Raw genomic sequence first — 21,711 nt, forward strand, 5'->3', positions numbered from 1 at the left:
ATGGGTTTTTCTGTGGGAGCTGGCTTGCCTGCGATGGCCTCCACTCGGTGTGCATGCCGTACCGCGGTATCTGCAGCGCAGGCAAGCCAGCGCCCAACAAGAATGCAACCATAAGTCACGGCCGCGCCCCCCCCGAAACCGGTACCGCCCGAATCACTGCCCGCGGCCCCTGTTGTTGACCACCCGGGATCGCCTTCTCCACCGAAGGCAACTGCGGCGCCTGCACATCCGGCATCGCCCAGCTGTGCTCCGGTTGCAGCCCGCCCTGGGCGCGGCGCATGAACTCGTAGCGGTTCAGGGTGATGCTGCGCCCTGCCCCGCTGTCGCGGATGATGTAGGGGCGCAGGAACACCATCAGGTTGGTCTTGTTCACGCTGCGCTTCTCATTGCGAAACAATGCGCCCAGGCCGGGAATATCCGACAGCCACGGCACCGCATCATTGCTCTGGCTGTAGCCGTCCTGCAGCAGCCCGCCGAGCACCATGATCTGCCCGTCATCCAGCAGGATGCTGGTGTCGATCGCGCGCTTGTTGGTCACCGTGCCGGCCTCCACCGACGCCCGCGCATCCACGGTGCTGACCTCCTGGTAGATATCCAGCTTCACCGTGCCGCCCTCGGAAATCTGCGGGCGCACGTTGAGCTTGAGCCCCACCTCCTCACGCTGCACGGTCTGGAACGGGTTGTTGCTGGTGCCCCCGCCACCGGTCACGTAGCTGCCGGTGACAAACGGGATGGTCTGCCCGACGAAAATACTCGCGGCTTCGTTGTCCAGGGTCAGCAGGTTCGGCGTCGACAGCACGTTGGTGCCGCCCTTGCTCTTCAGGGCGCGGGCCAGCACCTTGAGGTCGAGCACCTTGCCGATCCCGGGGATGTCTACGGTGCCGTTGACCAGGCCGACGTTGAGGCCCTTGGGCAGCACATCAATGCTGGTGGGGCTCGCGGGCTTGCCATTCACACCGCTGCCGCCCAGGTTGACGCCGCCGAAGCCGCCCTTGCCACCGAGGTTGCCGGCCTGCCATTGCACGCCAAACTCGGTGGCGTCGTCCTCGCCGACTTCCACGATCAAACTTTCGATCACCACCTGGGCGCGGCGCTGGTCGAGCATGTCGATCACTTCGCGCAGGTTGCGGTATAACGGGTCCGGGGCGGAAATCAGCAAGGTGTTGGTGGTGGCGTCGGCCTGGATGGTCACGCCGCCGGCGCTGAATGCGGTGTCCTGGTCGCTGGGAGTGCTGCCGGTGCCAGGGGTGGAGCCGCTGGCTTGCCCGTAACCCGACTGCACGCCGCTGCCGGTGGGCGTGCCGCTGCTGTTTTGCGCGGTGCCGGTGGCGGGGCTGTTCTTGCCATTGCCGCCCATGCTGCTGAGCTTGCCACGGGCATCGTCGCTCACCCCGGTATCGCTTTCGCCGGTAAGCAGCCCGCGCAGCGACTGCGCGAGCTTGCCGGCCTGGGCATTGCGCAGGTACACCACGTGCATATTGCTCGGGTTGCTCTGGGCATTGTCGAGCTTGTAGATCAGGTTGCGCGCCAGCTCCGTACGCTCCGGGCTGCCGGAGCGGATGATGATCGAATTGGAGCGCGGGTCGCCGATCACGCTGATCTTCTGGGTCTGGTCGGCGCCCTGGGTTTCCAGCAACTCGCTGACCATCGCGGCGATGTCCACGGCGATGCCGTTCTGCACCATCACCACGTCGGTGTCGATGGCGCTCGGGGTGTCGATACCATTGATGATCTGCGCGACGCGCGCGAGGTTTTCCGCATAGTCGGTGATGACGATGCTGTTGTTGCCGGGGTAGGCATTGATCGGGTTGTTCGGCGACACGATGGGGCGCAGCACCGGGATCAGGTTCACCGCATTTTCATACTGCAGGCGGAAAGTGCGCGTCTGCATGCCGCTGCTGCCGGCGCTGTAGATCGGCCCGCCAAGCAACTTCGCATCGGCCTCCGGCACCACCTGGGCCACGCCGCCCACATCGACCACGCTGAAGCCCTGCATGCGCAGCGCCGCCAGCAGCATGTCGTAGGCCTGGTGCGCGGGCACCTGGCCCTCGCTGACCAGGGTGAGGTTGCCTTTCACACGCGGGTCTACCAAAAATTGCTGGCCGGTGGCGCGGGACAAGGCGCGCACCACCGCCTGGATATCCGCGTCGACGAAATTGAGCTGCACCGGCTGGTCGCCCAGCGGGTTGCGCGCCTTGACCGGCGCCGGGGCCTGGCCGCGCGCACTGTGGGTGACCGGGTGTTGCACGCGGGGTTTGGGCGGGACTTCGCGCTGGCGATCGAGCGGGGTTTCGCCGCTGCGACGGGTGTCGGCCAGAGGCTGGCCGAGTTCGCTGTCCACCAGCAAGGGCGTGTTTGGCTGCGGGCTGCTGCACGCGCTCAACGCCAGCAACAGCAGCGGCGCGACCTTGCGAAAAGGCGCGTGATGGGGGACTGACCACTTCATGAAGCTTCCTTAGCGCCAAGCGCCTGATCCATGCGAACGGTCCCGGACACAGTGCCGGCCGAGTTATCGACAGCATCCGGCGCGCGCTGCAAGCGCGCCTCGGACACCTCCAGGGAAAACGAATGGGGATTGCCCAGCAACCAGCTCACCACCGCGTCTGCCGGGGCATTCTCCAGCGTGAGGCGCCAGCCGCCGGCGTCCAGTGCCTGCAACTGGTAATGCCCCTGCAGGCCGGCGCCATCGAGGGCCTGGCGCAACGCGGGTTCATCGCCGTGGCGCGGCGCCGCGACGTCCTGCAACAGCACCTGCAAGGCCGCCGCCTGGGCGCGCAGCTTGGGGGTCTCGGCCTGCCAGTACTCGATCTTCTTCAGCGCGGGTTGCACCAGCACCAGCCAGGTCAACAGACTCGCCAGGACCAGCGCAGCGCCGATCAGCAGGCGTTTCTCGCGCAACGCCAGGCCGCTCCAGAACACCTGCGCCTGGCTGCGCACCTGCCGCCACTTATTCATCACTGCCCTCCGGTTTCTCGGCGGCCTGGGCCGGGCCGATGCTCCAGCCATGCTCATCGCGCTCGGCGACAAGGCCGGCCTGGGCCAGCGCGGCTTGCCAATCGCCCACGGCCGTGGGGCTGCGACTGTCGGCGAGCAGCGCCAGGTGCAAGCGGCCATGTTCGAAGTCCAGGCTCTCGACGCTGCCGACCATGAAGGGCAGATTGCTGCCCGCCAGCTGCAACAGGCGGGTAAAGCGCTGGCCCGGATCGGCGGCCGCACCGCTCTGGCGCGCAGCCAACTGCTGGCGGGCCTGCTGCAATGGGTTGAGCACCACTGGCAATTCAGGAAATGCCTGGCGGACCTGCTGGCTCATCAGCGCCTTGAGCCGCTGGCCCTCATCCACCTGGCGGGCGGCATACAGGTTGAGGCCGACGGTCCAGATCGACGTCGCCAGCGCTACACCGGCGAGCGCCCTGCCCCATCCGCCACGGGGTGCCTGGCTGAGGCGCGCGTGCAAGCCCCAGGCCGGCACGGCACCACTCCAACGCTGCTGCGCCTCCACCAGCGGCACATCGAGGGTCTGCAAGCCCAACGGGTGCACGGCGCCTTGCTGCAGGCTGTCACGGGTCAACAGATAGCCGTCGTCCAACGCTGCCGCGCCGACCGGCAAGGCATACGGCGCCGGGTAGAGCCCGCGCAGCTTGAGCGGGGTCTGTGCGACGACCGCGGCGAGCCGCTCCAGGCCGGCCTTCGACACCCAGCCGACCTGCACGCGCCCATCGCTTTCACGCGGGCCGTGGGCCACCTGCATCTGCTCCACCGGGCCGAGGATCAGCGCCTGGGCGGCACAAGCCACCGCCGCAGCGGTTTTCGCCGCGGGCAACGGCGGCAGCTCAAGGCTGGTCAGCAGGCTGTCGCGCGGATGCAGGAAGCAATCCAGCGCCTGGCGGGTCTTGCCCAATTGCGCCAGGCTGGCGTGCCCTTCATCCACCACCACGCCGCGCTCCAGCCAGGCAAACGTCACCTGGCTGTCCACGCTCAACTCATCGAGCGGCGGCAGGCCAATACGCAAGCGTTTCATACCCCCACCCGCGACCAGATCACCCGTGGCGGGCGGTCTTCGGGCCGATGCAGCAGCGCGTCGAGGGTCACCCGACGCTGCTCGCGCCGTGCCTGGCCCTGCAGGCGAAACCACTCGCTGGTAATGCCCACCTGCACCGAATCCACCGCCACCTGGGGCAAGTGCAAGCGGTTGACGAAATCCCCGCGGTTGATAAACCAGCGGCCGCTGTCACGTTCGGCCAGCAACCCTCGGGCCTGGGCCAGGCTGAGCTGCGGCACCACCGCGCTGAGCACTTCGGCGCTGGCGGTGTTGCCGTTGACCCAGGTATTGCTGGGAAGCACGCTGATATAGGTGCGCAGGCGCCGCAACAGCGCCGGGTCCAGGCCGTCAATGCCGCTCAAGTCGTCGAGGTTGCGCAGCATCGGGTATTTGGCCGGCACACCGTTCTGCTCGTAGGAAGCGATGACCCGCTGGCTGATGCGCCGACTCACGGCCGGGTCGACCCCGATCAGGCGGCACAGGCGCTCGAAGGACTGCAATTGTTCGGCATCCGGCTGCTGGCGGTTGACCAGGTTGCGCAGGTTGAACTTGCCCTGCTCGTCCTCGATCTGCCCCTCGAACGCGCCGCCCTGGGCCTGCGCCCACGGCTGGTCGAGGCGCGTCAGCACCTCCTTCTGGCGCGCCTCCCAGAGCATCTGCCGGCTGCGCTCCAGGCCGCCTTGCAACAGCCACTGGCCCTGTACGCGCAATTGCTCGGCTTCCAGGCTGCGCGTGAACACACTCTGACGCGTGAGCATTGCGCCGGCGAGCACGGCCACCACCGCCGCGATCAGCAAGGCGCTGATAATCGCCATGCCGCGCTGCTTCGCCGCTGTGGGCGAATACCGTTTCATGGCGCGCCTTACAACTGCCAGGAGCCGATATCGGCATTCACGCCGTCGCCATCCGGTTGGCCGTCGGCCCCCAGCGAGAACACATCGACCTCACCATTGGCGCCCGGGTTGAGGTAGTGATAAGGGTTGCCCCACGGGTCGTTGGGCAGGCGCTCGAGGTAGGCGCGCCAGTTGCTGTTCTTCGCATCCGCCGGGCGCTCCACCAGCACCTTCAGGCCCTGGTTCATGCTCGGGTAGGTGCCGTGGTCCAGGCGATACAGCTTGAGGGCTTGCATCAAGCCGCCGATGTCCTGTTTCGCCGCCGTGGCCCGCGCCTGGTCCGGGCGATCCAGGACCTTGGGCACCACCATCGCCGCCAGGATCCCGAGGATGACCACCACCACCATGATCTCGATCAGGGTGAAGCCACGCTGGCCGCGAGGCCCTGGCAATGGGGATGTTAGGCGCGCGATATCCATCTCGACATTCCTTGGCTTGAGTGCATTTCGTGGCGCAGTGTTGCAAGAACACATGTCAGTCGTATTGAAAATCCTCGGGAGTTTCGGTCGCCAATCGGTCAACTCCCGACGTTAGTCTGCGGGCCTGTTTCCAGGCTTTCGAGACCCCCATGGACAGCCGTCGCAAGGCGCAAGGCTTTACCCTGATCGAGGTGCTGGTGGCGCTGGCGATCATTGCCGTGGCCATGGCCGCAGCCGTGCGCGTGGCCGGGTTGATGACCCAGAGCAATGGCCTGCTGCGCGACAAGTCCATCGCCTTGCTGGCAGCGCAGAGCCGCCTGGCCGAGTTGCGCCTGGAAGGCCACTTGCGCAGCGGCAAAAAGACCTTCGACTGCGACCAGGGCCGCTTGCAGCTGCGCTGCGAACAAACCATCAGCGCCGATGGTGCGCTGTTTCACGTGCATGTGCAGGTGCTCGACGCCCGCCGCGAAGCGCCGCCGCTGGCGCGCCTGGACACACAGGTCAGGGTCGAGTGAGCAGAGGCAGCGCAGGCCCTTCCGGCAATTTGTCGAGCTTCACGCGCAGCTTCTCGCCGCCGCGCTCGATCTCCACGCCGTCGCCTTCAATGGCCGTCAGGCGCACGCCGGGGCTGAGGCGTTCACCCAACAAAAAGCTGCGGGGCGGGCCGTCGTTGAGGCTGAGGATCGCGACGGCACCGCGTGCCCCGGCCAGCACACCCGAGACCTTGACCTGCACTGCCGACGGCGCAGTCGAGAACCATTGCAGCGCCGGGTTATCACTGCGCGCCGCGAGGGCCTGGGGCGTGGCCGCCGGTGTGTGGGATTCGGCCGACGTGAGCAGCAGCGGCGTCCAGACCGCCACACCGGCCAATGCCGCCAGCACCGCCAGTGCCTGCACCCCGTGGGCCGGTGAAAAACGAAGGGCAAATGCCATGAGTGGGACCTCCTGTTTGTCCGTGGCACCAGCCTACAGCTCAATTCGCACGTTTTTATTTCAGCTCCTCTCCAGTTCTCCAGGTGCCCTGCGATGAAACAACACGGCTTCACCCTGATCGAGTTGATGGTGGTATTGGTGATCATCGGCATTGCCAGCGCCGCCATCAGCCTGACCATCAAGCCCGACCCACTGCACCTGCTGCGCAAGGACGCCGAGCGCCTCAGCCAACTGCTGCAAATCGCCCAGGCCGAAGCCCGCACGGACGGCCGCCCGATCACCTGGCGCGGGGATGCCGAGGGCTTTCGCTTCAACCGCCGCAGCGACGACGGCAGCGGCATCGAAACCTTCCAGGGCGATGACCCACTGCGCCCGCGCCTATGGGAAAGCACACCGATGCAAATCACTGTCGAACCGCGCCAGCGCCTGGTACTCGATGCCGAATGGATCAGCCCAGCGCTGCGCGTGGTGCTGTCCGACGGCCAACACCGCCTCAGCCTGCAACGCGACGCCCAAGGCTTGATGCGCGTGGTGAGCCAGCCATGAACACCTCCCAACAGGGCTTCACCCTGATCGAAGTAATGGTCGCGATCATGCTCATGGCGCTGGTCAGCGTCATCGCCTGGCGCGGGCTGGACAGCGTCACCCGCGCCGACCAGCACCTGCAGGCCAGCAGCGAACAGACCGAAGTGCTGCTGCGCGCACTGAACCAGATGCAACGCGACATCAGCCTGCGCGCCAGCGTCGAACTGAACGCCCCGGATCCCTCCAGGAACAACGAAGAAAAGGTTGATGGACTGGCGGCCGTGACAGTGCGCAGTTCCGACAGCAAAGGCTTTCGGCTGGACATCATTCGCAGCGCCCCCGTCGCCGGGGATGGCCTGCAACGGGTACGTTGGTGGCTCAAGGGCGACCGTTTGTATCGCGCTGCGGCGCCTGCACGGGACCGCTATCCGTTGCCGGCGGCGAAGGACGCGGTGGTGGTGCTGACAGGAGTCAGTGATCTGCAGGTGCGGGTGTGGGAGGCGGATAAGGGCTGGCGGCAGCTGAGCGGGAATCGGCGTGAGGACCCGTTGGGGCTGGAGATCAGTCTGGTCCGGGAGACGCCCCAAGGTGCGGAGCGCTATCGGCAGGTGGTGGGGCCGTTGAGGTGATTAACTCAACAACACCACCCCCCCCGGCAACTCCGTGCACTTGGCCCCATACGCATCCCGAATCAACAACGCCACCCCCGCCAACTGCTGCAGGCTGAACCGTGCCTGCACGCGGCGTTGGCCGAGTTGCTTGTTGAGCAGCACCAGCATGCCGGGGCGGTAGCGGTTGATCTCGTCCACCACCGTCGCCAGTGTGGCGTTGTTGAACACCAGCACCTGTTCGCGCCAGGCCACCACCGCCTGGGTATCCACCACCACGGGGTCGCCCATGCCGGCGGCGCTGTAGGTGAGTTGCCGTCCACCTTCCAGGCGCACGCTGCGGCCGGCGACGTCCACCGAGAGCCAACCTTCGATACAGGTCACGCAGACGGTCTGATCGGTGTTGCGCAGGTTGAAGCGTGCCTGTGCCGCACTCACCGCGCCTGCGCCGGCCAGGACCTGGAGCGGCTGCGCGGTATGGGCGAGCACTTCGACTTCGCCTTCGAGCAGTTCGATGCCCTGCCCCACTCGGCTGATGCGGGTCTGGGTGTTGAGTTCCAGGCTGATGCCGTCGCTCAACAGCACTTGTCGCTGCTCGCCGACCTCGGTGCGGTAGTCCGCCGTCAGGCCAGCGAAGCCGCCGGGCGAGCCGACGTGCACCATGACCACGGCTGCCGATGCGGCTATCGCGCCGCCGAGGAAAGCGCGCCGGCCAAAATGACGCGGCTGCGCCACTTGCGCGGCGGCCGGGGCCAGTTGCTGCCACACCACCTTGGCCTGCTCGAACGCCTGGGCGTGCTCGGGGCTTTGCCCGCACCACGCATTGAGCGCCTTGGCGTCGGCCACGGTGGCACGGCCCGAGGTCAGCAGGACCAGCCAGTCGCGGGCTTCATCGTGCAGGGGGCTGGCGGCGGTTTCCCGGGCGGTGGAGAGGCTAAAAATATTCAAGCGCGCACATACTCACGGATTTATCAGGGACTCGACACTAAGACGGTTTTCCGGCCCCGGGACCGAACCGCTGGATCACTTTTCTTTCCAGGCGCTTGGCGCAGTGGCCGAGAGCGGCCTTGATTTCCTTCTCGACCATGCGCGTGGAAATGCCGAAACGCTGGGAGATTTCCAGGTGCGGTGCCTCTTCCAGGCGCGCGGCGATGAGGATCTTGCGGCGGCGCGCCGGCAGCTCGTAGAGCGCCTTGACCAGGGACTGGATTTCTTTCTGGCCGCCGACCACGCGCGAGGGGTCCTGGGCTTCGTCGGCGCTTTGCAGCAGCTCTTCCACTTCACTGCCGGTGAGCAGGCGCGCATCGGCCTGGCGGCGGTCGGCGGCGATGTTCAAGGCCATGCGGTAGAGGTAGGCGTTGGGTTGTTGCAGGTTCGGCGGCACGTCCATGCGGTCGACCCGCAGATAGGTTTCGTGCAGGACGTCATTGGCCAGGTCCTCCGACCCCAGGCGCTTGCGCAAACGCACCTTGAAGTCTTCGTAGGAGGCCAGGAACAAGCTGACCATCGTGCTGTGCCCGGTATTTTTCATCCGCCCGAGGCTCCTTTGACTGCTGTGCATTCCATGCGCATTCCTGTTGTGTCGGGCATCAAAAGTAAAGTCACCGGCTGGCGCAGCGAGCTTGGCGCCGGGCGTTCCACCCGCGCCGTGCCCAGGCTGCGGACCAGTGCTTCATCGCGTTGTTCATCGCCGGTGGAGCTGACCAGCCGGCTGTGTTCGATGACCCCGTCAGGATTGACCCAGACCTGCACCAGCGCGCGAAAACTGCCGGGACGGGTCACCGGCGACCGGCACAGGCTGGCTTCGATGGCCTGCTGCACGGCGGTGGCATAACTGCTGTTGATCCGCGCCGCCTGACGGGCCGCCGCGCCACGCGCTGCCGGCGGCTGGCTGACCTGCGGCACCTGCAAGGTAAACGCATCGCTGCGTGCGTAACGCGCCATCAGCCCGCTCCCTGTCAGCAACATCGCCAGCGCCTCAGGCGCCGTGAAGCGCCCGCGCACGCCGATGGAACGCCGGCCCCGGGTCAACTCGCGGTCGACCAGCACCGCCATGCCCGTGGCGCGGCTGTAGGCTTGCAGGGCGTGCTCGAGGTCTTGTGCCGGCAGGTTCAGCGCCAGCGGCGGTGTCTCGGCCCGCGCCGCGCCGCCGCCCGCCAGCAGCAACAGCAAGACCAGGACGCATCCGGCGCGCCTCCAGGCTCCCTGTTCACCCCCTGCTCTGCATCGCTGCACGGCCGACGCGCCCTAGAAAACCGTCATCCTGAGGCCAGTTTATGAACCTGATGTTACGGTGATAGCAAAAAAAACATCACGGTGACGAGAGGCCCGCTGCACTAGACTTGCCAGGCACAACGGCCCACACCCCGGGCCCGCCAGGAGGCACTGATGAAGCATTTACCGACCCTCGCCAGCCTGTTGCTGTGCGCCGCCCTGCCCTTGCTCGCCCAGGCCGACAATGCCCCGGGTGGCTGCGCCGAAGTCGCGGTGGATGGCTACAAGGCGCCGGACTACGGGTGCCTGAGCCAGCAGATGGGCAGCGAGACGAATGCAACCAAGGCCGCGCAGAAGAATCGCGAGGCGCAGAACATCCCGGTAGAGCGGCGCCAGCCGAACAAGGTCGGCCTGGCCACTCCGGCGGCGACCAGCGTGCGCATGGGCAACACCTTCGGTACGTCGGTGAAGCCGCAGCGACCGTGAGGGATCACCTTCGATAGAACACGCCGCAGGAAACTTCCTTGTACAGGTGGTCGGTCCACCCTGAGTTGTGCACGTAGATCTGCTGGTGCGAGCGAAACTTCTCGATGCCGCGAATATTCACCATGTCCTCGTGCCAATTCGCATAGATCAGCATGCCTTCGATATCTTCGATGGTTTGCGGGTCATCCTGGCCCACTAGAAACGTCGGCACACCCAGGCACAGGCTGAACGTGACGCCTGGATGGTTGGTGCGCAGCCTGGCCAGGCGCTGCACGTGGTCGGCCTGCCGATGACGCACGGCGGCGGTTTGCTTGTAGGTCATCCCGATGTAGTAAGGCCACCACTCTCGGTCGACCCTCGCGACGATGGCATAGAAATAGGCGTAGTCATTTTCCGGGATGCCGTTGGAAAACAGCAGGTCGTGGGGCGCGGGGGGTGTCCAGGCAATGTCGACATTGACGTCGAAATAATCCGGCCAGGAAGCTGTAAACGTTTCGCCAATCATCTGATCTCCTATCGAGCCGTCCTCTCCGGGCACCGGCCAATACCGTCCATCTCTTTCCTGGCGCACCCCGCGCAGTGCCCGTGGCCGCCAGACGAAGGCCGGACAATAACCGAGATCATGGCCCTGAGCCACCACTGCTGGCACACTCCACGTTCCACTTGCAGCAGCACGGCCCGCCATGAACGACACACTGGTTTCTCGCAATGCACAACTTGATCAACTGGCCCTGATGCTGGTGGTGTTCAAGCACTACGTCGAGATGAAAAAAAATGCCCAGCTCCTGGACACCGCCCGGCTGGCCGAATCGGTGATCGCTGAGCTGATGTCGCACTTGTGCGGCATGGGCGGCTTCATCGACCTGAACAAGGACTACCCCAACCACCCTGGCATAGACCTGTTGTCCGACGATGGCACTGTGGGGGTGCAAGTCACCGTGACGCGCACTCCGCGCAAAGTCAAAGACACCCTCGACCACGTCCCGGCCCTGCCCGCCACGCTTCAAAAGCTCTACCTCGTGATGGTCTGTGGCCGGCAGAAAAACTACCGGGCGGCTTCGATCGCTCAACACGCTCATGCTGCCGGCATCTGCTTCGATCCCAAGACCGACATTCTCGATCTGGAGGGGTTGTTTGAAATGGCCCGGCACAACAGTCAGGCGCACATAGACAAAGCCATACAGCGACTCGAAAAAGAAATGGGCCACCGCGCGCTGAGCCTGCTGGGCAGTTTCAACAAAAATGCCGACCGTGTCCTGCAGGTGATCCTGGCTCACGGAGTGCGAGGACCGGCGTTCAATGAGCTGCTCGACATTGACCCCTGGGTCGCGCCGCCCCGCCTGACCACTCCCGATGCCCTGCAACCCTGGCTGACACCGGCCAATTGCGCGACCATCGCCGAGCAATTCAATGTGCCGCCGAGCTGGCTGGACGGCGCCGACGACCGCACGGGCGATTATTACGACAACTCACCCTGGCGCACCTCGGGCGATGTCATGGGGCTGCTGGCAACGATCGCCGAACGCTACCGCAGCGCGCACTTCCATATCGTGATTGCCGACGACATCGACACCCCCTTCGACTGCTTCCACGAAACGTCGCCGGGGGAATGGGAGGTGCCCTTGCTGGTGTTCTACCAAGCGCACGGACCCTACGGCGATGTCTATGCGCATTTAGGGGTACAGCCTTGGAATGTGCTGCATCACCGTCAGGCCGCGTTCTTTCTGGCCACCGCCATTCGCGACTTTGCGCGCCAGGGCTTGGGCCATTTCAGCGTCGAGTGGGAGCAGTGGCCGCGCAACGACATCCTCGCCAGTTGCACCGGTACGCTATTGGCCGAGCTGGTGCCAAACCGACGCGGGCGACCGCTGGACGAGCGCGACTGGATCCGTTTCGATGGCCGCTGGCAGTTCCCCGGCCGACCGGACCTGACCACAGCGTTCAACGATGAGTATCTGCCCACCGTGCTGCATGGATTCCAGCGCCTGCAACAGCGCCAGCACCGATTTCGCGTGCTGCAGGAATATGTCGATACCCAAGCCGCCTGGAGTGCCCTCGCGGCCCCGGCACCCGGCGCGAAGCGTGTCGACGGCTATGCGGCGTGTGACATCGCACAGATCTGCCACGTGCCCTTGCGGTGCGCCGACGCCCTGGGCAACGAGCATGAACTGTCGGTAGACAAGGCGCGCGAAGTGATCGATGAGCAACTGGAGATGGCCGCTGCGGACCCGAAAAAGCGCTTCGTCTTCCTCGATATCCGCGTCGATCCGGCGCGCGCAGACAGTTAGCACCGGGCTCGGATTGTCTGGGGCGGATATCGGCAGGCACGCCGGGCGGCGTGCCTGCCGATCAGTGGCTTAGAGCAACGACAGCGGGTAGCTGATGATCAACCGGTTCTCATCGAACTCATTGGTGCTGAAGTCCCGGCGCAGGGTCGAATTGCGCCAGCGCACGTTGAGGTTGCGAGCCGGCCCGCTCTGCACCACATAGGCCAGTTCGGACTCGCGCCCCCACTCCTTGCCATCGGTGATCGCGCCGACATGCACGTTGTCGCCACGGATATAGCGGGTCATCAAGGTCAGGCCCGGCAGGCCCTGGGCGGCGAAATCATAGTCGTAGCGTACCTGCCACGAGCGCTCCTTGGCCGCGTCGTAGCTGGAGTTGTAGCTGTCGTTGGCCAGGCTGGTGCCGGCCGTGCCGTTGACGCGCATCCAGCCGTTGTCGCCGGACATGCGCTGGGCGCCCAGGTAAAAGGTGTGCGCGCCAGTGCGCGCCGAGAGCATCGCCGACATCGCGCGGTTGTCCAGGTTGCCCGCCAGGGCCTTGGCGTTTTCTTCACCGGAGAAATAGCCGAGGTTGGCGCCCAGTACCCAGCTGCCCACCGGTTGGCTGTGGGTCAGGTTGAAGTAGCGCTGCTGGTAGATGTCCGCCAGTTCCGAGTACCACACGCCGAGCTGGGTCTTCTTGTCGTTGAACTGGTATTCGGCACCGCCGAAGTTGAAGCGGTCGGAGGTGGCATCGGGGCGCCCGGCCATGAACATGTCGTCCATGCTCGCGTCGTTGCGCGGGCTGTTGGCGCGAAACTGGCCGCCGTACAGGCTCAGGCCGCTGATCTCCCTGGACGTCAACTGCGCGCCACGGAAGGTCTGGGTCAGCGAGCGGCCATCGTCGGACCGCAGCACCGGCAAGGCCGGCGCCCACTCACCGGCCTTGAGTTCGGTGTTCGACAGCTTGGCCTTGAGCGCCACGCCGAGCCGTCCGAAATCATCCGCCGGCCGCCCGTCATCGTGCACCGGCAACAGCTGGGTATTGGCCGTGCCCTTGCCGCCGTCGAGCTTCACCGAGTACAGGCCCAGCACGTCGACACCCAAGCCGACCACGCCGGCGGTGTAGCCCGAGCGCGCGTCGAGGATAAAGCTCTGGGTCCACTCCTCGGCCTTGGCCTGCGGGTAGGCGCCATTGACGAAGTTGCGGTTGAGGTAAAAATTGCGCAGGTTCAACGAGGCCTTGCTGTCGTCGATAAAGCCGTCGGCATAGCTGCTGCCGGCCGTGAAGACCAGGCAGGTGAGCACCACAGGGTTGGCACGTAAAAGGATCTTCATTGTTATTATTCCTTTTCGGGAGGCGAACGCCTCCCGTCGCAGATCACGGGTATCTGCTGGCTTGAGAGATAAGGTGAGGTGGAGCGGTTTAGTTGCCGGTCAACGCAATGATCGCCGGCACCGTCAGCACGGCGGTGTAATAGCCCATGAACTGCACACCGATGTTGAAACCCAGGAAGCGTGCGAGGAAGCCGCCGAGCAGACCCACGGTGACAATCACCATCAACCCCAGCAGCCCGCCTTCCCAGATACCGATCACCAGCACCAGACCGATAAAGGTCGCGATCACCGCTTCATGGCTGATCTTGCGCACCACAAAGGCGGCGGCGCCGTGGGCAAAGTTCATCGTGAACGGGTACGCGACCAGGATCGCCACGATCACCGCAAGCATGCCGTAGCCGAGGAATTCCCAGGTGTTGAGCAGGTTGTGCAGGTTGTTGATCTCGCCGGTGGCGTTGTCGACGAAGAAGCGCGGCGGTGCGTTGAACAGCGGCGCGGCCGGGCCGGCGGCCACCGGGCTCAGTGGCAGCCCGAAGGCCATCAGCGGGATCAGGGTTTCGGCGATGTAGGTCGACTCGGTCACGCCGTTGCGCGCGGTGATCACCGTGGTCAGGCGGTCATAGGCCTGCTTGATCCGCGAGCCGATCACTTCGCCCATGATCACCGTCATCGCCACCGGGCTGAACACGAAGGTGGCGCTGGAAACGCTGGCAGCCATGGCCGTGACGCGCACCTGGCGCGGGTTGATGACCTTGAACGGGTTGGGAAAGTAGCCGCTCCAGCCCTTCACGTCCGGGGCCAGGGAAAACACCCGGTAGTGGTCCCGACGCATGCGCTGGCGCTCACCGGGTGCCAACAGCGAGAACAGCGAGGCAATCAACGGCGCCACGGCGATGCCGAGGAAGTAACTCACCGACAGCTTGACCCCGTATTGTCCGGTCAGTGCCTGCAACGCGACGATCACCACCACAAACGGCACCAGCGCCAGCACGGCGGCCCAACGCCCGGCAGAGAAATAGGCAATGGTGAACGCCGCGCACAGGAACACCCATGGCGCGAACTGCTTGATCACCGCACCGAACGGCGCCAGCAGCACCGCGAACAGCACCGACAACGGCACCGCGATCAACGCCGCCACCGCGCCACCGGAGATCATCTTGCGCAGGGCAATATGCGGCACGCCGAGTTTGCGCAGGTAATTGGCATCCGCCAGCAGGGCCGTGGCCGAGGTGTCGCCGGGAATCCCCAGCAGCGCGGTCGGCACGGCATGCGTCATGTGCTTGGCCACGGCGCCGGCCAGGAAGAACGTCAACACCCCGGCCGGCGGCGCGCCCAGCAGCACCACCAGCATGGTCAGCGGTGCGAGGGTGGTGGTCTCATCCGTGCCGGAGACCAGGCCGATGGCCGCGAACACCACCGCGCCGAGCAGCCCGAGGGCGAAGGCCATCATGATTTCATGCAACAAGACTTCCATCACCCGCGCCCTCCGCTGAGGCTGGGGGTCAGTGCCGGTGCCTGGGCGACCGACACGTTTTCTTCGCGGGCCTGGGCTTCCCGGAACAGCTCATACAACTCCAGCTCGCGCAGTTCGGCGATCACCTCGGCGGACAAGTCCTCAAGGCGCCCGAGGCTGCCGTATTCCTTGAGCAGGTCAGCCACCACTTGTTCGCGAAAGCTCTGGTCGGCGACGTTTTCCTGCACGTCGCGCTTGGGTGCAAACAGCCTGGCACTGATGGCGCCACCGGCCAGGCAGCCGAGAATGCCGATCAGCATGGCGTAGGCTCGCGCCATCTGCGCCGACTCCACCAGGTGGTGCAGCACTTGCTGCGCGGCGAAGTAGGCGCCCAGGCTGACCACCGCGCCAATGCCGATGGACATCGCCAGGTCACGGCCATCAATGGTGTCGCCCCAGACCTCGTAGAGGTTTTGCCTTTTCGGCGGTAAACGTTGCTGCATGGTGCCCTCCGGCCCTTTCGGGCTTGTTGTTTTTATAGGGGGGTGAAGCGTTCAGGGTCGGCGCAGCGTGGCGCGCCCCACGGTGGTGGCCTGGCCCTGTTGATTGACGATCTGCAACACCAGCGTGATGCGTTCGCCCTCCACGGCCTGGATTTCACCGTGGGCGGTCAACACGTCACCGACGTAGGCGGCGCGCCGATTGCTGTACTCGAAGGCCAGCAGTTCGTCGCTGTCCTCCATCCAGTCGTAGAGCAACTGCGTCAGCCAATCGCCCTGCAACGGGCCATCGACCAGCAGCGCCGGATGGCCTTCCTGGTGCTGCGCGTACAGCAGGTCATAGTGAATACGGTGGGCATTCCAGATCGCCGCGTTGTACAGGAACAGTTGCACGGTGCCCGGCGTGTATTGCCGTGACGGCAAGGCCTGGCCGATGTCGAGGGTGGGCATGATTATCTCGCTATCCGGGTCAGGTATTCGGTCACGAGCGGCTCGCCCGCCTCGTTCTCGAAACGGTTTTCGAACACCAGGAAAATCAGCGGCCCTTCGGCGCCCTGTTTTTCGTGGATGTCCACCAGGGTCTGGCGGCACACCAGCACATCGCCGGGGTAAATGCGCCGATGCACCTCATAGCGGCTGCCGCCGGCGAGGATGCGCTTGAGCGGCAGCTCGGGCAGCAACGGGCTGTCCGGGCAATGGCCGTCTTCACGCAGGTGGTCGAGGGGCAGCACCGGCATCAGCACGCTGAACAAAAACATCAGCGGCGCTTCATCACCGGCGAGGAACCGCGCCTGGCGCTGCCCGGTGGCGACCGCGTATTTACGGATATCCTGGCGGTTGACTTGAAAACGCACCGGTGCCAATGCCTGGCCGATGCAGCCTGTGATTTCGGCGGTAAGCAGGCTCAAATCACACCTCGCCGGACCAGGTCCTCGTACTGCGCTGCGTCCAGGCCCAGCCAATCGCGGTAGACCTGCTGGTTATGCTGGCCGACACCCGGCGCGCTGGCGCCCTTCTCCAAGGTGCCACCGGAGAGCTTCACCGGGTTGCCGAACACCTCGAAGTGCGCGCCCTGGCATTCGACGCTGACCACCATGTCACGCTCGCGCACATGCGGGTCGGCGACCACTTCATCCATGCTCTTGATCGGCGACAACGGGAAGCGGTCGCCGGTCAGGGCTTCCAGCTCGGCCTTGGTGTGCGCCGCGCACCAGCCTTCGACGATGGGCTTGACCCGCCGCAGGTAAGTGGCCTGCTCGAAACGCTTGGCCATGGTGTCGATTTCCGGATCGCTGGCCAACGCCGCATCACCGAAGGCATGGCAGGCCTCGCGCCAGAACTTGTCCGTGTAGGCGCCGAAAAACACAAAGCCGTCCTTGCACGCATAGCGCCCGTAGGGTTTGACGAACGGATGGCCGTTGCCGGTCGGGCCGACCACTGCGCCGGTCTCGGTGTAGGTGACCAGGGCGTTTTCGGTCAGCGAGATAATCGAGTCCTGCTGGGACACGTCCACCAGTTGCCCCTGGCCGCTGCGCTCGGCTTCACGCAAGGCACCGAGGGTGCCAATCGCGGCATACAGGGCAGCGGACAGATCCCCCAGCACGGTGCCGACGCGCATCGGCTCTTCCACGGTGCCATTCATCGACCACAGCCCGCCGGCGGCCTGGGCGCTGCTGTCGAACGCCGGGCGCGACGAGTTCGGCCCATGCTGGCCGAAGCCGCTGATGGCGGTGAACACCAGCGCCGGGTTGACCACCTTGAGCACCTTGTAGCCCAGGCCCAGCTTGTCCATGGTGCCGGGGCGGAAGTTCTCGATGACGATATCGGCCTTGCGCACCATGTCGAGGAACGTCGCCTTGCCGTCCGCGTGCTTGAGGTCCAGGCACACCGCCTGTTTGTTGCGGTTGAACTGGGCGAAGAAACCGCTGACCGGCGCGTGGGTGCTGCGGCTCATGGGCGGGAATTCACGGGTCAGGTCGGGGTCGGTGGGGTGCTCGATCTTGATCACCGTGGCGCCCATGTCCGCCAGCAGCATGGCGCAGTACGGCCCCGCCACTACACGGGTGAGATCGAGAATAGTCACGCCCTTGAGCGGGCCGAAGCCGGCCAGGGTGTCGGTAAGAGGGTTCATGGGTTCTCCACTTATTGTTATTGGGGACGTGCACGCAGCGCCTTGGCCACCCGCGATTCGCCGGTGCGTTGCAGCCGGTTATCAATAAAGACGGCTACCTCCAGCAGTTTTGCAAGGTCGACGCCGGTGGCGATGCCCTGCCCCTCAAATAGATACACCAGTTCCTCGGTCGCGACGTTGCCGGTGGCCCCCGGAGAATAAGGGCAGCCGCCCAGTCCCGAGACCGAGCTGTCGAACACCCGCACCCCGGCCTGCCACGCCGCCTGCACATTGGCCACGGCCATGCCGTAGGTGTCATGGAAATGCCCGGCCAGGGCACTCAGCGGCACTTCGTCGGCACAGGCCTGGATCAACCGCGTAGTCGCGCCCGGCGTGCCGGTGCCGATAGTGTCGCCGAGGCTGACTTCGTAGCAGCCCATGGCGTACAGCGCCTGGGTCACCGCGACCACCTGCGGCACCGGCACTGCGCCGCTGAACGGGCAGCCGAGCACGCAGGAGACGTAGCCACGCACCGCCACGCCGGCTTCCAGGGCCTTGGCCAGCACCGGTTCGAAGCGCTCCAGGCTCTGGGCAATCGAACAGTTGATGTTCTTCTGCGAAAACGCTTCGGACGCCGCCGCAAACACTGCCACCTCGCGGCAACCGGCGGCCAGGGCCATGTCCAGGCCTTGCAGGTTGGGTACCAGCGCGGTGTAGGTCACGCCATGGCGCTCGCCCAGGCCACGCAGCACGGCAGCGGAATCGGCCATCTGCGGCACCCAGCGCGGCGACACGAAGGCCCCCGCCTCAATGGTGCGCAAGCCAGCATCGGCGAGGCGTTCCACCAGCGCGATGCGGGTCTCTACCGACAGGCTGCGCGCTTCATTCTGCAAGCCGTCGCGCGCGCCCACTTCCACCAGCCGAACGCTGTTCATGCTCACTGCCCGCGCTTGTCGAGCAACAGCGCCCGGGCACTGTCGGCGCGCACGTCATGGGTGGCGACCATGCGCTCGACCAGCCACTGCACTTCGTCCCCACGGGCACCAGCGGACAGCGCCACATTGCGCGCATGCAATGCCATGTGCCCGCGCTGGATGCCTTCGGTGGCCAGCGCGCGCAACGCGCCAAGGTTCTGCGCCAGGCCGACCGCCACGGCGATTTCACCGAGTTCCTGGGCGCTTTTCACCCCAAGGATGCGCAGCGACAACTGCGCCAGTGGGTGGGTCTTGGTGGCGCCGCCGACCAGGCCAAGCGGCATGGGCATCTCCAGGGTGCCGACCAGGTGGCCCTCGCGGTCTTTCTCCCACGTGGTCAGCGAACCATAGTGCCCGCTGCGGCAGGCATACGCGTGCGCCCCCGCCTCTACCGCGCGCCAGTCATTGCCGGTGGCGACTACCAGCGGGTCGATGCCATTCATGATGCCCTTGTTATGGGTGGCGGCGCGGTACGGGTCGATGGCGGCGAAGGTGTAGGCGTCAATCACCCCTTCGATCACCTCTTCACCGCTGTACTCGGCGGTGGCCAGGTGCTGCGGGGCAATGCGCAACTGGGCACGGCACAAACGCAAATCGGCCAGGTTCGACAGGATGCGCAGGCGCACCTTGCCGCCGGTAAGACGCTCCATCAGCGGCGCCACGGCCTCGGCCATGGTGTTGACCGTGTTGGCGCCCATGGCGTCGCGCACGTCGACGATCAGGTGCGCCACCAGCATCGGCCCACGCGGGCTGTCGGCGAAGGTGTGCACCTCGATATCGCGGCAGCCGCCGCCCAGGGTGTTGAGCAACTGGTCCTTGCTGTTGGCCAGGGCGACGATTTCATCTTTATTGCGCAGCAGGCTCAGCCGCGCATTGAACGGGTCGCTGATGCCGATGATCTGCACCTGCGCGCGCATCAGTGGCGCGCTGCTGGAAGTCTGGAAACCGCCGGCCGGGCGCGTCAGCTTGGCCATGAACGAAGCGGCAGCCACCACCGACGGCTCTTCCACCACCAGCGGGATCACCACGTCGCGACCGTTGATGCGGAAATTGCTGGCCACGGCGTACGGCAATTCGAATTTGCCGATGACGTTTTCGATCATGCCGTCGGCGATTTCCAGGGGCAGCGCACCGGCGTCACGCAGCAGCGCCACATCGTCGTTGCTCAAGCCGAGCAAGGGTTGCAGGTGTTCAAGACGCTGGCGTGGGGACAGGCTGCGGAAGTTGGGCAAGCGGGAATCGATGGGCATTCAGGGGCTCCTCAAGGAGTCATTTGTTATTGGATGCCGCCAAATTGCCCCATCTGTAGCCTTGAAAGAAGGTACAGTTTTGCCGGACAGTTCAGCCACTGTACCCATAACAAGAACCCACGAGGAATTGCAGCATGTCGCGCCCGACCCTCGCGCAACAGGTGGCCAGCGCCATCGCCCAGCAAATCACCGACGGCGCCCTCAAGGCCGGCGAGAAGCTGCCATCGCTGCGCGAATACATGCGCCTGCATGGGCATTCCAAGAACACCGTGATCACCGCCTACGAGCACCTGGCCGCCGACGGACTGGTGGAGGCGCGCCATGGCCAGGGCTTTTTCGTGATCAAGCGCGTGGCCCACACCAGCGAAGACGAAGAGAGCCAACCCTACAACCGCGCCCTCGACACCATCTGGATGATGCGCCAGCAATTTGTGCGCGACCCGGGCCACTCGCACCTGGGCGAAGGCTTCCCGCCGGTGGAATGGCTGATGGACATGCGCCTGGACAAGTTCCACCGCCAGGTGGTGCGCGCCGGGGTGACCACGCTGTTTCGCTACGGCACACGCCTGGGCAACGCCGGGCTGCGCGCACGCCTGGTGCAAAAGCTGGCGGACTACGCGCTGCCGGTGTCGCCGCGCCAACTGGTGACCACCTTGGGTGCCAACCATGCGATGGACTTGATCATCCGGCGCTACCTCAACCCCGGCGACCCGGTGCTGGTCGAAGATCCCGGCTACTACCCGCTGTTCGGCAAACTGCAGTTGCAGGGCGCGCGCATGTTCGGCGTGCCGCGCGAACCCGACGGGCCGAACCTGCAGGCGCTGGAGCAGTTGATCAAGGCCCATCGCCCGCGCCTGTTTTTCCTGCAGTCGATCGGCCACAACCCCACCGGCTCGGACCTGTCCCCGGCCAAGGCGCACCAGTTGCTGCGCATCGCCGAGACCTACGACCTGCTGCTGGTGGAAAACGATGCGATGGCGGACTTCAAGCCCAGTTCGGCGATCAAGCTGTCGGCCCTCGACCAGCTCAACCGCACCTTGTACGTCGGCAGCTTTTCCAAATCGGTGTCGGCAGCCCTGCGCGTGGGTTTTATCGCTGGCAGCAAGCAGCGCGTCGAGGAGCTGGCGGACATCAAGATGATCCTGCACAACAGCGGCGCCGAGTACAGCGAGCGCACCATCGACGTAATCCTCGGCGAAGGGCACTTCCTGCGCCACCTTTCGCGCCTGCAGGATCGCCTGCGCCACGCCACCGCCCGAGGCCTGGCGCTGCTCGACGAACTCGGCGCCGAGGTGTTCTGCCGGCCCGAGCAGAGCCTGTACCTGTGGGCCCGCTTCCCGACTGTCGAGGATGCCAACGCCCTCACCCGCCTGTGCCTGGCCCAGGGCGTGATGCTCGCGCCGGGGGCGATCTTTTCCACGCAACCGAAGAACACAGTACCGTGGACACGCCTGAACGTGGCTTACCTGGATGACCCGGTGTTCTGCCGGATCATCCGCGAACTGCAATAAGGCCTTTTGACAAATTTTTCATCTACGCTCGCCTAAGATCGCCCACCTCGTTGGGGAGTAACCTGCTTCTGATCCTGTCGGAAGCGTTCGTATCAACATATTCGGCAACCTGCCGTGGTGCGAACACCGTCTTTTCGGTTGGTGAGACCAGCGACACATCCATGCCTAAAGTCGGGCGTGTGGGTGTGTCGTTG

24 protein-coding genes are annotated in these 21,711 nt (G+C 65.3%); 6 read left to right on the forward strand and 18 right to left on the reverse strand.

All coding sequences use genetic code 11. From position 1 onward, the window contains the following. Positions 1-115 precede the first annotated feature (115 nt). Genes gspD through gspG form a run of 5 tightly spaced genes read right to left on the reverse strand, consistent with a single transcriptional unit; the run spans position 116 to position 5,351 of the window. Entirely contained in the window at positions 116-2,446 is a 2,331-nt protein-coding gene (gene gspD, locus C9990_RS19560; protein ID WP_106804363.1) for a type II secretion system secretin GspD, read from the reverse strand. Beyond that, complete coding sequence (gspM, locus tag C9990_RS19565) at positions 2,443-2,955, reverse strand: type II secretion system protein GspM (RefSeq protein WP_106804364.1); 513 nt, start codon at positions 2,953-2,955, stop codon at positions 2,443-2,445. The genes gspD and gspM overlap by 4 nt, the downstream gene beginning before the upstream one ends. Then, positions 2,948-4,018, reverse strand: a complete 1,071-nt coding sequence (gene gspL, locus C9990_RS19570) for a type II secretion system protein GspL (RefSeq protein WP_106804365.1) — start codon at positions 4,016-4,018, stop codon at positions 2,948-2,950. The genes gspM and gspL overlap by 8 nt, the downstream gene beginning before the upstream one ends. Continuing rightward, positions 4,015-4,893 carry a type II secretion system minor pseudopilin GspK gene (gspK, locus tag C9990_RS19575; protein ID WP_157955089.1) on the reverse strand — a complete coding sequence of 293 codons (879 nt, stop codon included), beginning with the start codon at positions 4,891-4,893 and terminating at the stop codon, positions 4,015-4,017. Before gspK ends, gspL begins: the two co-directional genes overlap by 4 nt. An 8-nt stretch (positions 4,894-4,901) precedes the next feature. Next, positions 4,902-5,351, reverse strand: coding sequence for a type II secretion system major pseudopilin GspG (gene gspG / locus C9990_RS19580; protein WP_065905919.1), 450 nt, complete (start codon positions 5,349-5,351; stop codon positions 4,902-4,904). A 149-nt stretch (positions 5,352-5,500) separates the two neighbouring features. On the opposite strand from gspG, the gene gspI reads away from it, so the two are divergent. Next, positions 5,501-5,866 carry a type II secretion system minor pseudopilin GspI gene (gene gspI / locus C9990_RS19585; protein ID WP_106804366.1) on the forward strand — a complete coding sequence of 122 codons (366 nt, stop codon included), beginning with the start codon at positions 5,501-5,503 and terminating at the stop codon, positions 5,864-5,866. On the opposite strand, the gene C9990_RS19590 is transcribed toward gspI, so the two are convergent. Continuing rightward, the gene (locus tag C9990_RS19590; RefSeq protein ID WP_106804367.1) at positions 5,853-6,284 is read right to left on the reverse strand and encodes a type II secretion system protein N; all 432 of its coding nucleotides are present in this window, start codon (positions 6,282-6,284) and stop codon (positions 5,853-5,855) included. The genes gspI and C9990_RS19590 overlap by 14 nt on opposite strands. Positions 6,285-6,377: 93 nt before the next feature. Here C9990_RS19590 and C9990_RS19595 point away from each other — a divergent pair, with 93 nt between their 5' ends. Beyond that, positions 6,378-6,830, forward strand: a complete 453-nt coding sequence (locus C9990_RS19595; protein WP_065905915.1) for a GspH/FimT family pseudopilin — start codon at positions 6,378-6,380, stop codon at positions 6,828-6,830. Then, positions 6,827-7,438: a type II secretion system protein GspJ gene (locus C9990_RS19600; RefSeq protein WP_106804368.1), complete on the forward strand. Its 612-nt coding sequence runs from the start codon at positions 6,827-6,829 to the stop codon at positions 7,436-7,438. Before C9990_RS19595 ends, C9990_RS19600 begins: the two co-directional genes overlap by 4 nt. On the opposite strand, the gene C9990_RS19605 is transcribed toward C9990_RS19600, so the two are convergent. From C9990_RS19605 to C9990_RS19615, 3 genes are read right to left on the reverse strand one after another with little or no spacing between them, the layout of a single operon-like run. Continuing rightward, on the reverse strand, positions 7,439-8,365 hold the full coding sequence (locus tag C9990_RS19605; RefSeq protein WP_106804369.1) for a FecR domain-containing protein: 927 nt from the start codon (positions 8,363-8,365) through the stop codon (positions 7,439-7,441). 37 nt (positions 8,366-8,402) lie between these two features. Next, on the reverse strand, positions 8,403-8,948 hold the full coding sequence (locus C9990_RS19610; RefSeq protein ID WP_016980117.1) for an RNA polymerase sigma factor: 546 nt from the start codon (positions 8,946-8,948) through the stop codon (positions 8,403-8,405). After that, on the reverse strand, positions 8,945-9,589 hold the full coding sequence (locus C9990_RS19615; RefSeq protein ID WP_065905909.1) for a secretin and TonB N-terminal domain-containing protein: 645 nt from the start codon (positions 9,587-9,589) through the stop codon (positions 8,945-8,947). Before C9990_RS19615 ends, C9990_RS19610 begins: the two co-directional genes overlap by 4 nt. A gap of 216 nt (positions 9,590-9,805) precedes the next feature. On the opposite strand from C9990_RS19615, the gene C9990_RS19620 reads away from it, so the two are divergent. After that, complete coding sequence (locus tag C9990_RS19620) at positions 9,806-10,117, forward strand: hypothetical protein (protein ID WP_106804370.1); 312 nt, start codon at positions 9,806-9,808, stop codon at positions 10,115-10,117. Between the two features lie 4 nt (positions 10,118-10,121). On the opposite strand, the gene C9990_RS19625 is transcribed toward C9990_RS19620, so the two are convergent. Continuing rightward, complete coding sequence (locus C9990_RS19625; RefSeq protein ID WP_106804371.1) at positions 10,122-10,622, reverse strand: hypothetical protein; 501 nt, start codon at positions 10,620-10,622, stop codon at positions 10,122-10,124. Between the two features lie 178 nt (positions 10,623-10,800). On the opposite strand from C9990_RS19625, the gene C9990_RS19630 reads away from it, so the two are divergent. Continuing rightward, positions 10,801-12,405 carry an SMEK domain-containing protein gene (locus tag C9990_RS19630; protein WP_106804372.1) on the forward strand — a complete coding sequence of 535 codons (1,605 nt, stop codon included), beginning with the start codon at positions 10,801-10,803 and terminating at the stop codon, positions 12,403-12,405. A gap of 69 nt (positions 12,406-12,474) precedes the next feature. Here the strand turns inward: C9990_RS19630 and C9990_RS19635 are convergent, their stop codons facing one another. From C9990_RS19635 to C9990_RS19670, 8 genes are all read right to left on the reverse strand, one after another. Then, positions 12,475-13,719 carry an OprD family porin gene (locus tag C9990_RS19635; RefSeq protein WP_106804373.1) on the reverse strand — a complete coding sequence of 415 codons (1,245 nt, stop codon included), beginning with the start codon at positions 13,717-13,719 and terminating at the stop codon, positions 12,475-12,477. An 88-nt stretch (positions 13,720-13,807) separates the two neighbouring features. Next, positions 13,808-15,193 (reverse strand): tripartite tricarboxylate transporter permease, encoded by a 1,386-nt coding sequence (locus C9990_RS19640; protein WP_177410342.1) that lies wholly within the window; start codon positions 15,191-15,193, stop codon positions 13,808-13,810. Further along, positions 15,193-15,675: a hypothetical protein gene (locus tag C9990_RS19645; RefSeq protein ID WP_065905900.1), complete on the reverse strand. Its 483-nt coding sequence runs from the start codon at positions 15,673-15,675 to the stop codon at positions 15,193-15,195. Before C9990_RS19645 ends, C9990_RS19640 begins: the two co-directional genes overlap by 1 nt. Before the next feature lie 51 nt (positions 15,676-15,726). Continuing rightward, positions 15,727-16,122, reverse strand: coding sequence for a hypothetical protein (locus C9990_RS19650; protein ID WP_218277279.1), 396 nt, complete (start codon positions 16,120-16,122; stop codon positions 15,727-15,729). Positions 16,123-16,124: 2 nt separating this feature from the next. Beyond that, the gene (locus C9990_RS19655; RefSeq protein WP_106804375.1) at positions 16,125-16,580 is read right to left on the reverse strand and encodes a MaoC family dehydratase N-terminal domain-containing protein; all 456 of its coding nucleotides are present in this window, start codon (positions 16,578-16,580) and stop codon (positions 16,125-16,127) included. Next, a complete protein-coding gene (locus tag C9990_RS19660) occupies positions 16,577-17,803 on the reverse strand; it encodes a CaiB/BaiF CoA-transferase family protein (RefSeq protein ID WP_106804376.1) in 1,227 nt (408 codons plus the stop codon). The genes C9990_RS19655 and C9990_RS19660 overlap by 4 nt, the downstream gene beginning before the upstream one ends. A 17-nt stretch (positions 17,804-17,820) precedes the next feature. Further along, complete coding sequence (locus C9990_RS19665) at positions 17,821-18,717, reverse strand: hydroxymethylglutaryl-CoA lyase (protein ID WP_106804377.1); 897 nt, start codon at positions 18,715-18,717, stop codon at positions 17,821-17,823. Positions 18,718-18,719: 2 nt separating this feature from the next. Then, positions 18,720-20,006, reverse strand: a complete 1,287-nt coding sequence (locus C9990_RS19670; RefSeq protein WP_106804378.1) for a hydroxymethylglutaryl-CoA reductase, degradative — start codon at positions 20,004-20,006, stop codon at positions 18,720-18,722. A gap of 134 nt (positions 20,007-20,140) precedes the next feature. Between C9990_RS19670 and C9990_RS19675 the strand changes: the two genes are divergently transcribed. Beyond that, positions 20,141-21,517: a PLP-dependent aminotransferase family protein gene (locus C9990_RS19675; protein ID WP_065905889.1), complete on the forward strand. Its 1,377-nt coding sequence runs from the start codon at positions 20,141-20,143 to the stop codon at positions 21,515-21,517. Positions 21,518-21,711: the final 194 nt, after the last annotated feature.

It is taken from the genome of Pseudomonas sp. S5D5 (genome assembly GCF_003013355.1).
Classification (GTDB): domain Bacteria; phylum Pseudomonadota; class Gammaproteobacteria; order Pseudomonadales; family Pseudomonadaceae; genus Aquipseudomonas; species Aquipseudomonas aylmerensis.

Coding starts and splice junctions, on each gene's coding strand:
- gspI (WP_106804366.1), top strand. CDS start 5,501: ATGGACAGCCGTCGCAAGGCGCAAGGCTTTACCCTGATCGAGGTGCTG.
- C9990_RS19640 (WP_177410342.1), bottom strand. CDS start 15,193: ATGGAAGTCTTGTTGCATGAAATCATGATGGCCTTCGCCCTCGGGCTG.
- C9990_RS19635 (WP_106804373.1), bottom strand. CDS start 13,719: ATGAAGATCCTTTTACGTGCCAACCCTGTGGTGCTCACCTGCCTGGTC.
- C9990_RS19675 (WP_065905889.1), top strand. CDS start 20,141: ATGTCGCGCCCGACCCTCGCGCAACAGGTGGCCAGCGCCATCGCCCAG.
- gspG (WP_065905919.1), bottom strand. CDS start 5,351: ATGGATATCGCGCGCCTAACATCCCCATTGCCAGGGCCTCGCGGCCAG.
- gspD (WP_106804363.1), bottom strand. CDS start 2,446: ATGAAGTGGTCAGTCCCCCATCACGCGCCTTTTCGCAAGGTCGCGCCG.
- C9990_RS19600 (WP_106804368.1), top strand. CDS start 6,827: ATGAACACCTCCCAACAGGGCTTCACCCTGATCGAAGTAATGGTCGCG.
- gspK (WP_157955089.1), bottom strand. CDS start 4,893: ATGAAACGGTATTCGCCCACAGCGGCGAAGCAGCGCGGCATGGCGATT.
- C9990_RS19590 (WP_106804367.1), bottom strand. CDS start 6,284: ATGGCATTTGCCCTTCGTTTTTCACCGGCCCACGGGGTGCAGGCACTG.
- gspL (WP_106804365.1), bottom strand. CDS start 4,018: ATGAAACGCTTGCGTATTGGCCTGCCGCCGCTCGATGAGTTGAGCGTG.
- C9990_RS19665 (WP_106804377.1), bottom strand. CDS start 18,717: ATGAACAGCGTTCGGCTGGTGGAAGTGGGCGCGCGCGACGGCTTGCAG.
- C9990_RS19620 (WP_106804370.1), top strand. CDS start 9,806: ATGAAGCATTTACCGACCCTCGCCAGCCTGTTGCTGTGCGCCGCCCTG.
- C9990_RS19595 (WP_065905915.1), top strand. CDS start 6,378: ATGAAACAACACGGCTTCACCCTGATCGAGTTGATGGTGGTATTGGTG.
- C9990_RS19645 (WP_065905900.1), bottom strand. CDS start 15,675: ATGCAGCAACGTTTACCGCCGAAAAGGCAAAACCTCTACGAGGTCTGG.
- C9990_RS19660 (WP_106804376.1), bottom strand. CDS start 17,803: ATGAACCCTCTTACCGACACCCTGGCCGGCTTCGGCCCGCTCAAGGGC.
- gspM (WP_106804364.1), bottom strand. CDS start 2,955: ATGAATAAGTGGCGGCAGGTGCGCAGCCAGGCGCAGGTGTTCTGGAGC.
- C9990_RS19650 (WP_218277279.1), bottom strand. CDS start 16,122: ATGCCCACCCTCGACATCGGCCAGGCCTTGCCGTCACGGCAATACACG.
- C9990_RS19670 (WP_106804378.1), bottom strand. CDS start 20,006: ATGCCCATCGATTCCCGCTTGCCCAACTTCCGCAGCCTGTCCCCACGC.
- C9990_RS19625 (WP_106804371.1), bottom strand. CDS start 10,622: ATGATTGGCGAAACGTTTACAGCTTCCTGGCCGGATTATTTCGACGTC.
- C9990_RS19630 (WP_106804372.1), top strand. CDS start 10,801: ATGAACGACACACTGGTTTCTCGCAATGCACAACTTGATCAACTGGCC.
- C9990_RS19610 (WP_016980117.1), bottom strand. CDS start 8,948: ATGAAAAATACCGGGCACAGCACGATGGTCAGCTTGTTCCTGGCCTCC.